Origin of the sequence: Rummeliibacillus pycnus, from assembly GCF_044359855.1 — a bacterium.
Lineage (GTDB): Bacteria > Bacillota > Bacilli > Bacillales_A > Planococcaceae > Rummeliibacillus > Rummeliibacillus pycnus_A.
In genome coordinates, this window is record NZ_CP132291.1 from 3,655,348 (window position 1) to 3,670,251 (window position 14,904).

Consider the following 14,904-nt stretch of genomic DNA (forward strand, 5'->3'; position numbering starts at 1 on the left):
AATGGTATAGTAATGTCTGATTAGTAGGAATGTTTTACGTCTGATGTCTGATCTCTGATCTCTTTTGGTGGTGGTTTATATGACAATTAAGTCTGATCATCGTCATCTCTATCTTCAAGTGATTGATCATTTAAAGGCAGATATTGAACAAGGTGTTTACAAAGAAAATGAAAAACTACCTTCTGAATTTGAATTATCGAAATCACTTGGAGTCAGTCGTGCAACACTTCGTGAAGCTTTAAGACTGTTGGAAGAAGAAAATATTATTGTTCGAAGACATGGTGTAGGTACATTTGTTAATCCAAAACCTTTATTTACATCGGGGATTGAACAACTCTCAAGTATTTCCTCTATGATAGAGGATGCTGGAATGCAGCCTGGTACAAACTACATAAGTTCTACCGAGCACCTTTCGAATGAAGAAGATATAAAACGCTTTCAATGTGATGCTGATGAATCTTTAATAACGATTGAACGTGTGCGTACAGCAGACGGTGAACCGGTCGTGTATTGTGTGGACCAAGTACCTGCAAAATATTTAGCAGCAGATTTCTTGCTTCGACATAATTCATCCATTTTCTCTGCTTTAGAGGAATCTGGGGAAATTCATGTAGCATATGCAGTTACATTTATAGATCCTGTTGGCTATCATAGTCAAGTTTCTCCAATATTACAATGTGGGCGTGAAACAGCGCTCTTAGTTTTAAAACAGCTCCATTATGATGATAACGATCGTGTGGTGCTCTATTCACGTAATTATTTCAGAGCTGATAAATTCAGTTTCCATGTAGTACGAAAACGTGTGTAAAATAAGTATTCATTCCTGCTATCGAAAATACAATTAACTTACTTTTTGGGGGGATTTCAAGTGAAAAAACGTAAAATTGGTTTAGCACTTTCTGCACTTTTAGCATCTGGTACATTATTAGCAGCTTGTGGTACTAATAATGCAGAAACAAAAAAAGGCGACGACAAAAGCTCATTCTCAGTAGGAATGGTAACTGACATTGGCGGTATTGATGATAAGTCATTCAACCAGTCAACTTGGGAAGGTATTGAAAAATTCGGTAAAGATAATGGCTTGTCAAAAGGTAACGGTGGTTATGACTATCTACAATCTGCTGCTGAAAGCGATTACAATACCAATCTTAACAGTTTAATCCGTCGTAACTTTGATTTAGTATACGCTGTAGGTTTTAATCTACATGATTCAGTAGTTGAAGTAGCAAAACAACAAAAAGATGCTAAAATCGCTATTATCGATTCAGTAGTTGAAGGACAAGACAATGTTGCTTCAATTATGTTCCGTGCAAACGAAGCTTCTTACTTAGCAGGTGCTGCTGCAGCTTTACAATCTAAAACTGGTAAAATTGGTTTCATCGGTGGTATGGAAGGCGATATTATCGGTGGATTTGAAGCAGGCTACGTAGCAGGTGCTAAAGCTGCAAATCCAAAAGTTAAAGTTGATGTACAATATGCAGGTACATTTGGCGATGCTGCAAAAGGACAAACAATTGCTAAACGTATGTATGATTCTGGTTCAGACATTATCTTCCATGCAGCGGGTGGTACAGGTAATGGATTATTCACTGAAGCAAAAGAACGTAAGAAAAAAGATCCAAAAGCTGACGTATGGGTAATCGGTGTTGACCGTGACCAATATGATGAAGGTAAAGTAGATGACAAAACAAACGTTACTTTAACTTCAGTATTAAAACGTGTTGATATTGCAGCAGAAGACGTGTCTAAACAAACAAAAGATGGTAAATTCCCTGGTGGTAAATTGATTACTTTTGGTTTAAAAGACAATGGTGTTGATTTAGCTGATTCTCATGGTGCAATTACTGCTGACACACAAAAGAAAATTGACGAATACAAAGCGAAAATTATTAGTGGTGAAATTAAAGTTCCTGAAAAACCAGGAAAAGGAAAATAATATTCTACCATTATTATCATAAAGGCCATCATCTCTGGCCTTTATGATGTTTTTATCTATTAAAAAATTAATAGATGAAGGTAGTTGAAGATTTTAAGAGAATTTTTTTCTAAAATGCAATCTGATTTTTATCTATTTTTGTAAAATTACAGATATTAATATTCTGAAAATAATTCCTCTTTAAATGCTTTCGTGTGTTAATTTTTTAACCTTGTTAGTTTATTAATTACACTCATAAATTTATAGTGTCCAAGGGAGTGAACACATTGGAATATGTGATAGAGATGCTTGGAATTCGCAAACAATTTGGCGATTTCGTAGCAAATGATAACATCACCCTTCAGCTAAAAAAAGGCGAGATTCATGCACTATTAGGAGAAAATGGTGCGGGAAAATCGACGTTGATGAACGTTCTTTTTGGTTTATATCAACCAGAGGCAGGAACAATCCGAGTTCATGGCAAGGAAGTCAAAATTACAGATCCTAACAAAGCTAATGATCTTGGAATTGGGATGGTTCACCAACATTTTATGTTAGTTGAAAATTTCACGGTGACTGAAAATATTATTTTAGGTAGCGAACCTACTAAAATGGGTTTGATCAACATTCGTGATGCAGCGAAAAAAGTACAAGCACTATCTGAAAAATACGGTCTAAACGTAGACGCAAATGCTAAAATTGAAGACATTTCAGTCGGGATGCAACAACGTGTTGAAATTTTAAAAACATTATATCGTGGGGCTGAAATTCTAATCTTCGATGAACCAACAGCGTCACTTACACCTCAAGAAATTACAGAATTGATGCAGATTATGAAGCGCCTAATTGAAGAGGGTAAATCTATTATTTTAATTACGCATAAATTAAAAGAAATTATGGAAGTTTCAGATCGTGTAACAATTATCCGTAAAGGTCAAGGAATTGGAACAGTTATTACAGCTGAAACTAATCCAGATCAACTTGCCGAAATGATGGTCGGACGACATGTTGTCTTCAAGACTGAAAAAACGGAAGCGCATCCAACTGATATTGTATTAAATATTGAAAACTTAACTATTGCCGATAATCGCGGTGTTGATAAAGTTAAGAATTTAAATCTTACCGTTCGAGCTGGGGAAATTGTTGGGATTGCTGGGATTGATGGGAATGGTCAATCTGAACTAATCGAGGCAATAACTGGTCTTCGCAAGGTGAAGCATGGTACGGTCACTTTAAAAGGTAAGAATATCACAGGGTTAAAACCTCGTAAAATTACAGAATCAGGGATAGGGCATATTCCTCAAGACCGTCACAAACACGGTCTTGTATTAGACTTCCCTATAGGACACAATATCGTTTTACAAACATATTACCAAAAACCGGTTTCTAAAGGTGGCATTATTGATTATAAAAATGTAAATAATATCGCCAAGAAAATCATTGAAGAGTTTGATGTGCGTACACCGAACGAGATGACGCCTGCACGTGCATTGTCAGGTGGTAACCAACAAAAAGCAATTATTGGTCGTGAGATTGATCGTGATCCAGAATTACTTATTGCAGCATTACCGACACGTGGTTTAGACGTAGGCGCAATCGAATTTATCCACAAACGTTTAATTGAACAACGTGATAAAGGGAAAGCGGTATTACTTATCTCATTTGAATTGGATGAAGTAATGAATGTATCTGATACGATTGCTGTAATTCATGATGGTTCTATTATTGATACAGTGGCACCACATAGAACAACAGAACAAGAACTTGGTTTATTAATGGCTGGCCAATCACTTCACAATGATCAAAAAAAGGTAGGTGACGAATAGTGTCTAAACGTACGACAAATATTCTTGTTCCTATCATTTCGATCTTATTAGGCCTAATCGTAGGTGCAATAGTGATGCTTGTCAGTGGATTTAACCCAGTAGATGGTTATATCGCATTATGGAATGGGGTATTTGGTAATAGTTATAACATTGGTGAAACAATTCGCCAAATTACACCATATGTATTTGCTGGTTTAGCTGTAGCCTTTGCATTCCGAACTGGGTTATTTAACATCGGTGTAGAGGGACAATTAATTGTAGGGTGGTTAGCAGCAGCTTATGTAGGTTATGCATTTGACCTTCCTAAAATAATTCATCTTCCATTAGCATTATTAGCAGCAGCAGTTGCAGGTGGATTATGGGCGCTTATTCCAGGGTTATTAAAAGCAAAATTACAAGTGCATGAGGTTATTGTTACAATCATGATGAACTATATTGCACTTCATGTAGCGAATGCAACCATTTCAGCATTATCGAATGGTGGAGAAAAGACTGAAAAGATTCATGACTCAGCCTCACTTAGATCTCCATTCTTTGAATCTATTACAGATTATTCAAGATTGCATTGGGGATTTGTCGTTGCCATTATTGCTGTAATTGTGATGTGGTTCATATTAGAGAAAACAACTCGTGGTTTTGAACTAAAAGCTGTTGGTTTTAACCAACATGCATCAGATTATGCAGGTATGAATGTAAGTAAAAATATCGTTCTTGCTATGGTTATATCTGGTATCTTCGCAGGTCTTGGTGGAGCAATGGAAGCACTAGGTACATTCGGAAACATTACTAAGATGACAGCATTTACTGGTATCGGATTTGATGGTATCGCTGTTGCCTTACTAGGTGCGAACCAACCATTTGGTGTATTACTAGGAGCTATACTCTTTGGTGGATTAAAAAATGGTGGTCTAAACATGCCAAACGAAGCTGGAATCCCAGTAGAAATCGTATCAATTGTTATTGCATTGATTATTTTCTTCGTAGCATCAGGTTATATCATTCGAGTAGCACTTGAACGTCTAAGTAAGAAAAAAAAGGAGGAAAAATAACATGAGCTTTTTAGAAGTGTTATATTTCATTATTCCTTCTGCTATCTTCTATGCAGCACCATTAATAATGACTGCAATTGGCGGTGTATTCACTGAACGATCAGGTGTTGTTAACATCGGTCTTGAAGGTATAATGATTATAGGAGCCTTCAGTAGTATAGTATTCAACTTAACGTTTGCAGATTCTCTTGGTGGCTGGACACCATGGGTTGGTTTGCTTGTTGCAATGGTTGCAGGTATTGTATTCTCACTAATTTTAGCAGTTGCAGCCGTTTCATTCCGTGCTGACCAAACGGTAGCAGGGGTTGCACTTAACATGTTAGGATTAGCAGTTGCTGTATTTTCAGTTAAAATGTTATATGACAAAGGTCAAACGGATTCTATTGCAGAACGTTTTTCACGTTTTGATATTCCAGGGCTGAAGGATATTCCTATTTTAGGTAAAATGTTCTTTACTGACGTTTATGGAACATCTATTTTGGCGATCGTCTTCGCATTTATTGCTTGGTTTGTTATTTACAAAACACCATTTGGTTTACGTTTACGTGCAGTAGGGGAACATCCAATGGCTGCAGATACTATGGGTGTAAATGTAACAAAAATGCGTTATATTGCAGTGATGATTTCTGGTGCACTTGGTGGTATTGGTGGTGCAATTTATGCACAAGCAATCGCAGGAAACTTCAGTCAAGGTACAATCAGTGGCCAAGGTTTCATGGCTATTGCAGCTATGATCTTTGGTAAATGGCATCCACTAGGTGCTATGGGTGCAGCATTATTCTTTGGTTTTGCACAATCTTTGAGTATTGCTGGAGCTTCAATTCCAGTGATTAAGGACGTACCTCAAGTAATTTTGTTAATCTTACCTTATGTATTAACAATTTTAGCTTTAGCTGGGTTTATAGGAAAAGCGAGAGCACCAAAAGCATCTGGTACACCATATGTGAAAGGCAAACGTTAATTAATCGAGACTGGGCTTCTTGCTCAGTCTTTTTATTTTTACTAACAACTTTTATTGTCAATACTTGAAGGGTAGGTAGAGTACATGACTGAAAGATGGTCAAAAAGTCTAACACTTAACCTGCTTTTACATTAGTTGCAATTTTATTCAATTGACATGTATAGTTGGAGTAATGGTTTGTTATATTAAGTAGATAGGAGGGGTTTGAATGTTTAAAACTATAGAAGTAGCAAAAGACGTTCATATTCATACAAGAGTAACTGATCAATTTAAAACAGTGAATTTTTCGCTGAAATTAAGAAGACCTTTAAAGGTAGAGGAGGCTGCAGAAAGAACTGTTTTATCAAATGTTTTGCAACACAGTAATGCCAAATTCCCATCTACTGCTAGTATGCGTATGTATCTAGATGATTTATACGGTACAGTATTGTATTTAGATACAACTAAAAAAGGAAATGAACATACCGTTTTACTAAACGTTGAAACTGTCAATGATCAATATTTGCAACATGGTGATGTATTAGAGAAAGTTTTAGAATTAATGCATACCGTAGTTTTTGACCCGAATTTTGAGAATGGTGTTTTTAAAGAAAACATTGTTGCTCGCGAAAAGGAAATGGTCAAAGAACGTATTCAATCGATTTTTGATGATAAATCACGCTATGCACAAAATCGTTTAACAAAACTTTTAGCACCGAATCATCCAGCATCTACTTCTGCAAATGGTACAATTCCAGCTGTTGAAGCCATCACACCTCAATCTTTAACTGATACATATCAACGTATGCTAGCAGAAGATGCGATTGATATCTATGTAGTTGGAGATATTGATGAAACAAAAATGATTGAAGAATTAAAAAAGGCATTACCATTTGGTAATCGTAAATCATCATTTGAAAAGAACGCTTTACCTAAGATTCAGCCAACTGATTCTTACGTTAAGGAAACGCAAGAAATGAAGCAAGGTAAACTGCATATCGGTTTTACCACACCTGTTTTCTTTAAAGATGCAGATTTCCCAAAAATGCAAATCTTTAATGGCATATTTGGTGGCTATGCTCATTCCAAACTATTCATGAATGTGCGTGAGAAAGAAAGTATGGCTTATTATTGCTCAAGTTCCTACTCTGCACAATATGGCTTAGTATATGTAATGTCGGGAATCGATGCAGAAAATGAAAAGAAAGCATTGCAATTAATTGATGAACAATTAACTGCTATGCAGAATGGTGAAATAACGGATTTGGAAATGACACAAACAAAGGCAATGCTCCAAAACCAATTGAAAGAAGCGCTAGATTCTGCACGTGGTCAAATTGAAATTTACGATCAGTATAAAGATTTAGACGAAGATTTCAATGTAGAAGCATGGCAAGCGAAATGGCAATCCGTGACAAAACAAGACGTTGTAGATATGGCTAAACAATTGCACAAAGAAACCGTCTATTTCTTAAGTGGAATGGAGGATGTGAAATAATGGAAACAATTCGTTTTGATCAATTAGATGAAACACTTTATTATGAAAAGCTAGAGAATGGCTTAGATGTTTATATTTTACCGAAAAAAGGATTTTCTAAAACATTCGTGACGTTTACCACAAAATATGGATCAGTTGACCGTTCTTTTGTGCCAATTGGTGAAGAAGATGCGATTACAGTACCTGATGGAATTGCCCACTTTTTAGAACATAAAATGTTCGAAAAAGAAGATGGAGATGTGTTCCAAAAATTTAGTGAGTATGGCGCATCTGCAAATGCTTTCACTTCTTTTACCAGAACAGCGTATCTATTTTCTGCAACAAATCATCTTAATGAAAGTACAGAAACCTTACTTAATTTTGTACAGGAACCATATTTCACTGAAAAAACGGTAAATAAAGAAAAAGGGATTATTGGTCAAGAAATTACGATGTATGATGATCAACCCGATTGGCGTTTATACTTCGGTACGATTGAAAATATGTTTAAAGAACATCCTGTAAAAATTGATATTGCAGGTACTGTAGAGTCTATTGACAAAATTACAGCAGATCATTTATACACATGTTATCATACGTTCTATCATCCATCTAACATGCTTTTATTTGCAATTGGAGCTTTAGAACCAGAAAAAATGATGGAAGTAATTCGCGAAAATCAAGCGAAAAAAGAATTTGCAAAACCGACTCCAATTAAACGTATTGAAGTAAATGAGCAAATGGAAGTAGCAATTCCTGAACGTACTTTACGTATGGATGTTATTAAATCAAAAGTCTCTGTAGGCTTAAAAGCAAAAGAAACTAATTTATCTGGGCGTGACATGTTAAAACATGAATTGGCAATTAGCTTAACTCTAGATATTTTATTTGGACGCTCTTCTGATTTCTATACTAAAGTTTATGAAGAGGGGTTAATTGATGAATCTTACTCATATGATTTTTCTTTAGAACACGGCTTTGGCTTTGCAATGATTGGTTCTGACACTTATCAACCAGATAAATTAATTCAAGCAATCAAAGACCAATTAAAAAAAGTAGAAGAAGAATGGCCATTCGGTGAGAAAGAATTAGCGCGTGTAAAACGTCGTAGAATCGGCTTTAACTTAAGAGCTCTCAACTCAATTGAATTTATTGCAAATCAATTCACACGTTATAAATTTAATGATATGAATTTATTTGACTCAGTTTCTGCTATTGAAGAGTTAACTGTAGCAGATGTTCAAGAAGCTTTTAAATCTTTACAAGGCGAATCTCAGCAAACAGTCTTCAAAATCTTACCTCTCTCTGACGGTGACAAAACAGTACTCGCATCAGAAGGTCAAGAATTGAAATGAAAAAATTTGCTTTAGTATTAGGCGCTTCCGGTTCAATCGGAAGTGCCATTTGCCGTGAACTAGCAGATAATGGCTGGTCTTTGTATATGCAATACAATCATTCATCTGATATGATAAAGAATTTGACCAAAGATTTGATTAATGCCTATCCAGAACAAGAATTCATGACGATACATGCAGATTTAACAGCTGAATTTGCAGCAAAGACAATTGCACAATCAGTGTTTTCACTAGAAGCAATTGTTGTTGCCAGTGGTCAAGCACTATATAAACTTGTAGAAGATACAACAAGTGAAGATATGAATGCACTCTGGAAAGTACATGTACAAACACCAATTCAGTTAATTAGCTTACTCTCTCCAAAATTACGTCAGCATGAAGTAAGCTATATTACAATGATTGGATCGATTTGGGGTGAAGCTGGTGGAGCTGGAGAAACACTTTATTCCACTGTTAAAGGTGCAATTCATTCATTTGTAAAAGCGTATGCCCAAGAAGCTTCTTACAATGGTATTCGTGTCAATGCAGTTGCGCCTGGTTTAATTGATACGAAAATGAATGGGCACCTAAATGATGAAGAAATGTCTTCACTGGTATCCGAAATTCCGTTAGAACGTGCAGGAAAGCCTGAGGAAGTGGCTTATTTAGTAGCGTTTTTACAATCTGGAAAGGCAGATTATATTACAGGACAAATTCTGCGAATTAATGGTGGTTGGTACATATAATTTTGAACTTTACACATACTTGATATGAAAGGGAGGGATTATATGCCTATCATTGAAAATTGGCAAAATTGGACATCCTTTTTAGGCCAAAATGTTTCAAAGGCTGAACAAGCTGGAATGTCCAATAAAGTGATTCAAGAAGCGGCGGTACAAATCGGAGAGTATTTAGCAACTAATATCGATCCTAAGAATGAACAACAAAGAGTACTTTCTGATCTGTGGGGCGTTGCTTCAGAAAACGAAAAAGAAGCATTAGCGAATTGCGTAATTAAACTAGTGCAAAGTAAGAATCTACAGTAGTGTAAATTGTTCAAAATATTTTTTGGACAACTCTTTTGCAACGAGTAACCTCATGGGAAATCTGCTATTGTAGTACTTAATATGTGCTTGGGGGTGCCTTAAAAGTGTTTTTTTACACTTTTAAGACAACCCCTTCCTTTTTTTCTTTTCATATGTAGAAAAATCAGCTATCATGGAACATAGAAATGTTTTAAGCGTCTTATAATAGAAGGGATCGTTGTATGTGAAAGAATGGTATTTTGAATATGAAATACAAATCAATCGCCCCGGATTATTAGGTGATATTGCATCATTATTAGGTATGCTTAGGGTCAATATAGTAACGATTAATGGTGTCGATCAAGTGCGAAGAGGTATGCTTTTACGTGCTGAAAAAGAAGAACAAATTGAACGATTTAGAAATATTGTTTCGACAATGGAAATGATTAAAGTCACGAAATTTCGACAACCTACTACTCGAGATCGTTTAGCTATTCGACATGGTCGTTATATCCAACGAGAAGCAGATGAGAAAAAAACATTTCGCTTTGTTCGTGATGAACTAGGAATACTTGTAGATTTTATGGCTGAAATTTTTAAAAAAGAAGGTCGTAAGTTAATAGGAATACGCGGTATGCCTCGTGTTGGAAAAACAGAGTCAATCGTGGCTGCTAGTGTTTGTGCGAACAAGCGATGGTTATTTCTATCCTCTACAATGATTAAACAAACTATACGCAATCGGCTACTTGGTGATGAATTTAACAGTAATAATGTGTTCATCTTAGATGGAGTCGTTACTAGACGTTCTTCTGATGAGCGTCATCAACAATTAGTTCGTGAGATTATGCAATTACCAACGATTATCGTGATTGAACATCCTGATATGTTCGTGCAACATTCTGAATATACAATTGAAGACTTTGATTATATTATCGAATTAAGACATCATCCAGATGAAGAAATTACATACGAAGTGCTAGAGCGTCATAATAGCTTTTTACAAGATTCGGGTGGTTTCGGCGGTTTTGGAGGATTTAATTTTTAACAGGAAGGTGTTTACAATTGACAGAACTAGGAGCTCGTTTAAAGGAAGCGAGAATGTCAAAAGGTTATAGTCTGGATGATTTACAGGAAATTACAAAAATTCAAAAACGTTATCTTTCTGCAATTGAAGAAGGCAATTACAGTGTTATGCCTGGATCATTCTATGTACGTGCATTTATTAAGCAGTATGCGGAAGCAGTAGGTTTAGATTCTAATGAGTTATTAGAAACCTTTAAAGGAGAAATCCCTGCCAATAAAACAGTAGAAAATGTTACAGCAACGGCGAACATCCAACAACCTAATCAACGTCGTAGTCTTACAAAAAAGGCGACTAAGGGAAGTTCCGACTGGATGCCTAAAGTAATTGTTGCCTTATTTATCATCATTATTATTGCAGCAATTTGGTTTTTAAATCAACATAATTCAAGTAATGATGTTGCGGATGAACCAAAACAACAAGACGTCAAAGTTGAATCAACTAACGTTCAGACAAATAGTAATAAGGATAAATTAGTACAAGGGAAGACTGTAGCTGATTCAAAAGCAAAGCAAGTTCAAGTATCAAAAGATACAACAGGAAAATCAAAACAAAAAATTTCTAAAGGTACATTAGAAAATGATAGTGTAACTACTACGTATACATTAACAGGCGCTAAAGACTTTAAAATAAAAGTTAAAGTTTTAGGTAGTACATGGGTTGGTATTCAAGATGAAAACGGCACTGAAATTTCCAGTGAATCAAAAATATACAAGCCAGATCAAATGTATAATAATGGTGATGAACTTGATCTAGATGCGACTGGTAAGAAAAGTGTTCGCGTTAGACTTGGAGCATCTGCAAATGGTAGTGTATATGTAAATGGTGAGAAAATTAAATTTGCAGCAACTCCTGCAGAACGTTATACTCAAAATATCGTTATTAAATTCGAGGAAGTAAAGTAGTCATCTTTTAAAGATGACTTTTTCCTTTGCTAAGAAAGGTGAAACAAATGAATATTCCTAATAAAATCACAGTTTCTCGAATTTGTCTAATTCCTATTTTCGTTATTATGATGGTATTAGATTTTGGATGGGGAGATTTGTCCATATTGGGTGTAACATTACCAATTGAACATTTTATTGGTGCTTTGATTTTTATTATTGCATCTGTGACAGATTGGATTGATGGTCACTATGCACGTAAATATAACTTAGTAACAAATTTAGGTAAATTTTTAGACCCATTAGCAGATAAATTACTTGTATCATCTGCATTTATCTTATTAGTAGCAATGGAAGCTGCACCGGCTTGGGTTGTCATCGTAATCATTAGCCGTGAGTTTGCAGTAACTGGATTACGATTAATTTGTGCAGAACAAGGTGAGGTTGTAGCTGCTAATCAACTAGGTAAAATCAAAACATGGACACAAATTGTGGCGATTGCCTCATTATTACTTCATAACATTTTCTTTGAAATGTGGGGTATTCCATTTGGGACAATCATGCTTTATATCGCATTATTCTTCACAGTTTGGTCTGGAATAGACTACTTCTGGTTGAACCGTAAAATTTTATTAGAATCAAAGTAATATAATGTTATATATTTTAGGCTCATTTTGCATGACGAAAAACAATATTTTCGTTTGGCAACCACATTTGTGGCATTTGATTTATTCAAATGAATGAGTCTTTTTTTCTAATTATAAGGGGGATATCATTGATGAATGCTGAAATTATTGCGGTAGGATCTGAATTATTATTAGGACAAATCACGAATACCAATGCACGTTTTATCTCCAATCAATTATCGGAGCTTGGTATAAATGTTTACTATCATACAGTTGTTGGGGATAACGTAGGACGTTTAGAAGAAGCAATTAAAATTGCAGAATCACGTGCAAATCTCATTATTTTTTCCGGGGGTTTAGGACCAACAAAAGATGATTTAACAAAAGAAACAATTGCGAAATATTTACAAACAGAGCTTGTATATGATGAGTTTGCAATGAAGTCAATTGAAGAATTTTTTGCAAAACAAAATCGTAATATGACTGAAAATAATCGTAAACAAGCACTAGTATTAAAAGATTGCGATGTGTTAGTTAATAAGCATGGTTTGGCTCCGGGTATGATTTTTGATTATAATAACCGTATTTATATGCTACTACCTGGGCCACCAAAAGAAATTGAGCCAATGTTCCAATTTGAAGCAAAACCAAAACTCGCAGCTCGTCTTCATAAAGGCACGAAGATTGTGTCACATGTGCTTCGTTTTTATGGCATTGGAGAAGCAGAGCTTGAAGTACGTATACAAGATTTACTAGAACATCAATCAAACCCAACAATTGCACCACTTGCCTCAGATGGTGAAGTAACATTACGTATAACAGCAAACGCTGAAAATGATGAACAAGCATGGACATTGATCAATCAAACAAAAGAAGAAATTATATCTCGTGTTGGTGAGTATTTGTATGGAGTTGACGATGATTCATTATCTAGTAAAGTAGCAGAAATACTAATTACTAATAATCTGACAATTGCTGTAGCAGAAAGTTTAACAGCTGGTCTTTTCCAATCTGAGCTGGCATCAAACCCAGGTATTAGTCAATCTTTACTAGGTGGTATGGTAACTTATACTGAACAAGTTAAAAAAGAGCAACTAGGTATGCCTGACGAAATATTAGAACAATTTGGTGTAGTGAGTGCTGAGTGTGCTGGAGCAATGGCAAGCCTTGTTAAGGATAAATTTAATTCTGATATTGGCGTTGGATTAACGGGGGCAGCTGGACCTGAAGCGCATGGTGACAAGCCTGCTGGTACGGTATGGATTGGCATTGCAATTGGTGATGATAAACCCCATACGTATCGCTTACAATTATCAGGTGTGCGTAATACAAATCGTCTTCGTGCAGTGAAATTTGCTTTTCACTATTTAATCCAACTTTTATCGGAAAAAGGGTATTCTAAAATATAATTTTTGGAACACGTAAAATTTAATTTTGATTAAAAAAAGCAGCTAAAATATAGATTTCAAATTCTATTAATCTATCGGTATTTAATAATATTTAAAAGATTTACGAATAAACGTTCGCTTTTTTCTTGTATTTTTCTCAGAAAAGAAGTATAGTAGAGACAGAAATAAAAGAGAACCATTTTAAAGGAGGAACTAGATTGGACGAACGTAAAGCGGCATTAGATATGGCTCTTAAACAAATTGAAAAGCAATTTGGTAAAGGGTCTGTTATGAAATTAGGAGAACAGGCAGACCGCAAAGTTTCTACATCTTCAAGCGGCTCTTTAGCACTTGATACAGCACTTGGAGTTGGTGGTTACCCTAGAGGTCGTGTCATTGAAATATATGGACCAGAAAGTTCTGGTAAAACTACTGTAGCACTACATGCTATCGCAGAAGTACAAGCAAATGGAGGTCAAGCAGCATTTATTGATGCTGAACATGCTCTCGATCCTGTTTATGCTTCTAAACTTGGCGTTAATATCGACGAATTGTTACTATCTCAACCAGATACTGGTGAACAAGCTTTAGAAATTGCAGAAGCACTTGTAAGAAGTGGCGCAATTGATATTATTGTTATAGACTCTGTAGCAGCACTCGTACCAAAAGCCGAAATCGAAGGCGAAATGGGCGACTCACATGTAGGTCTTCAAGCACGCTTAATGTCACAGGCATTACGTAAACTATCTGGTATTATTAATAAGTCTAATACCATTGCAATCTTCATCAACCAAATTCGTGAAAAAATTGGCGTTATGTTCGGTAATCCTGAAACAACACCAGGTGGACGTGCACTTAAATTCTATGCATCAGTCCGTTTAGAAGTACGCCGAGCAGAAACGATTAAACAAGGTAATGATATGGTCGGTAACCGTACGAAAATTAAGGTTGTGAAAAACAAAGTAGCACCGCCGTTCAAAACAGCAGAAGTTGATATCATGTATGGTGAAGGGATTTCAAAAGAAGGAGAAATTATCGATATCGGTGTTGAAAAAGATATCGTTCAAAAAAGTGGTTCTTGGTATGCCTATGAAGATGAACGTCTAGGTCAAGGACGCGAAAATGCAAAACAATTCCTAAAAGAAAACCCTGAAATTAGTGATGAAATTGCTCAAAAAATTCGTGTTGCTTCAGGCATTTCTGCAGATGAGTATGATGTACCAGAAGAAAGCGAAGAAAATCCAACACTATTTGAAGAAGAATAGTTTCGTTCGAAAGGCCCCTTCAAGGAATTTTGAAGGGGTCTATTATGTATATCCAAAAACTGTGAATCCTTGACAGGTCTAGTTATCAACTATA

The 14,904-nt window shown here is 35.7% G+C and carries 14 protein-coding genes; all 14 read left to right on the forward strand.

The window, feature by feature from the left end:
- Positions 1–79: 79 nt before the first annotated feature.
- Entirely contained in the window at positions 80–808 is a 729-nt protein-coding gene (locus Q8X41_RS17745) for a GntR family transcriptional regulator (protein WP_397537567.1), read from the forward strand.
- Between the two features lie 60 nt (positions 809–868).
- Positions 869–1,936 carry a BMP family protein gene (locus tag Q8X41_RS17750; protein ID WP_397537568.1) on the forward strand — a complete coding sequence of 356 codons (1,068 nt, stop codon included), beginning with the start codon at positions 869–871 and terminating at the stop codon, positions 1,934–1,936.
- Between the two features lie 266 nt (positions 1,937–2,202).
- The gene (locus Q8X41_RS17755; protein WP_397537569.1) at positions 2,203–3,741 is read left to right on the forward strand and encodes an ABC transporter ATP-binding protein; all 1,539 of its coding nucleotides are present in this window, start codon (positions 2,203–2,205) and stop codon (positions 3,739–3,741) included.
- Complete coding sequence (locus tag Q8X41_RS17760) at positions 3,741–4,790, forward strand: ABC transporter permease (protein WP_397537570.1); 1,050 nt, start codon at positions 3,741–3,743, stop codon at positions 4,788–4,790. The genes Q8X41_RS17755 and Q8X41_RS17760 overlap by 1 nt, the downstream gene beginning before the upstream one ends.
- A gap of 1 nt (position 4,791) precedes the next feature.
- The gene (locus tag Q8X41_RS17765) at positions 4,792–5,751 is read left to right on the forward strand and encodes an ABC transporter permease (RefSeq protein WP_397537571.1); all 960 of its coding nucleotides are present in this window, start codon (positions 4,792–4,794) and stop codon (positions 5,749–5,751) included.
- Between the two features lie 208 nt (positions 5,752–5,959).
- On the forward strand, positions 5,960–7,228 hold the full coding sequence (gene yfmF / locus Q8X41_RS17770; protein WP_397537572.1) for an EF-P 5-aminopentanol modification-associated protein YfmF: 1,269 nt from the start codon (positions 5,960–5,962) through the stop codon (positions 7,226–7,228).
- Entirely contained in the window at positions 7,228–8,562 is a 1,335-nt protein-coding gene (yfmH, locus tag Q8X41_RS17775; RefSeq protein WP_397537573.1) for an EF-P 5-aminopentanol modification-associated protein YfmH, read from the forward strand. Before yfmF ends, yfmH begins: the two co-directional genes overlap by 1 nt.
- Entirely contained in the window at positions 8,559–9,287 is a 729-nt protein-coding gene (gene ymfI, locus Q8X41_RS17780) for an elongation factor P 5-aminopentanone reductase (RefSeq protein WP_397537574.1), read from the forward strand. The genes yfmH and ymfI overlap by 4 nt, the downstream gene beginning before the upstream one ends.
- 42 nt (positions 9,288–9,329) lie before the next feature.
- Positions 9,330–9,587: a DUF3243 domain-containing protein gene (locus Q8X41_RS17785; protein WP_397537575.1), complete on the forward strand. Its 258-nt coding sequence runs from the start codon at positions 9,330–9,332 to the stop codon at positions 9,585–9,587.
- A 223-nt stretch (positions 9,588–9,810) separates the two neighbouring features.
- Positions 9,811–10,611, forward strand: coding sequence for a DUF3388 domain-containing protein (locus Q8X41_RS17790; protein ID WP_397537576.1), 801 nt, complete (start codon positions 9,811–9,813; stop codon positions 10,609–10,611).
- Between the two features lie 17 nt (positions 10,612–10,628).
- Positions 10,629–11,552 carry a RodZ domain-containing protein gene (locus Q8X41_RS17795; protein WP_397537577.1) on the forward strand — a complete coding sequence of 308 codons (924 nt, stop codon included), beginning with the start codon at positions 10,629–10,631 and terminating at the stop codon, positions 11,550–11,552.
- Positions 11,553–11,599: 47 nt separating this feature from the next.
- On the forward strand, positions 11,600–12,178 hold the full coding sequence (gene pgsA / locus Q8X41_RS17800; RefSeq protein ID WP_397537578.1) for a CDP-diacylglycerol--glycerol-3-phosphate 3-phosphatidyltransferase: 579 nt from the start codon (positions 11,600–11,602) through the stop codon (positions 12,176–12,178).
- A gap of 131 nt (positions 12,179–12,309) precedes the next feature.
- Complete coding sequence (locus Q8X41_RS17805; protein ID WP_397537579.1) at positions 12,310–13,566, forward strand: competence/damage-inducible protein A; 1,257 nt, start codon at positions 12,310–12,312, stop codon at positions 13,564–13,566.
- 197 nt (positions 13,567–13,763) lie between these two features.
- Entirely contained in the window at positions 13,764–14,810 is a 1,047-nt protein-coding gene (gene recA / locus Q8X41_RS17810; protein WP_397537580.1) for a recombinase RecA, read from the forward strand.
- The last annotated feature ends 94 nt before the right edge of the window (positions 14,811–14,904 follow it).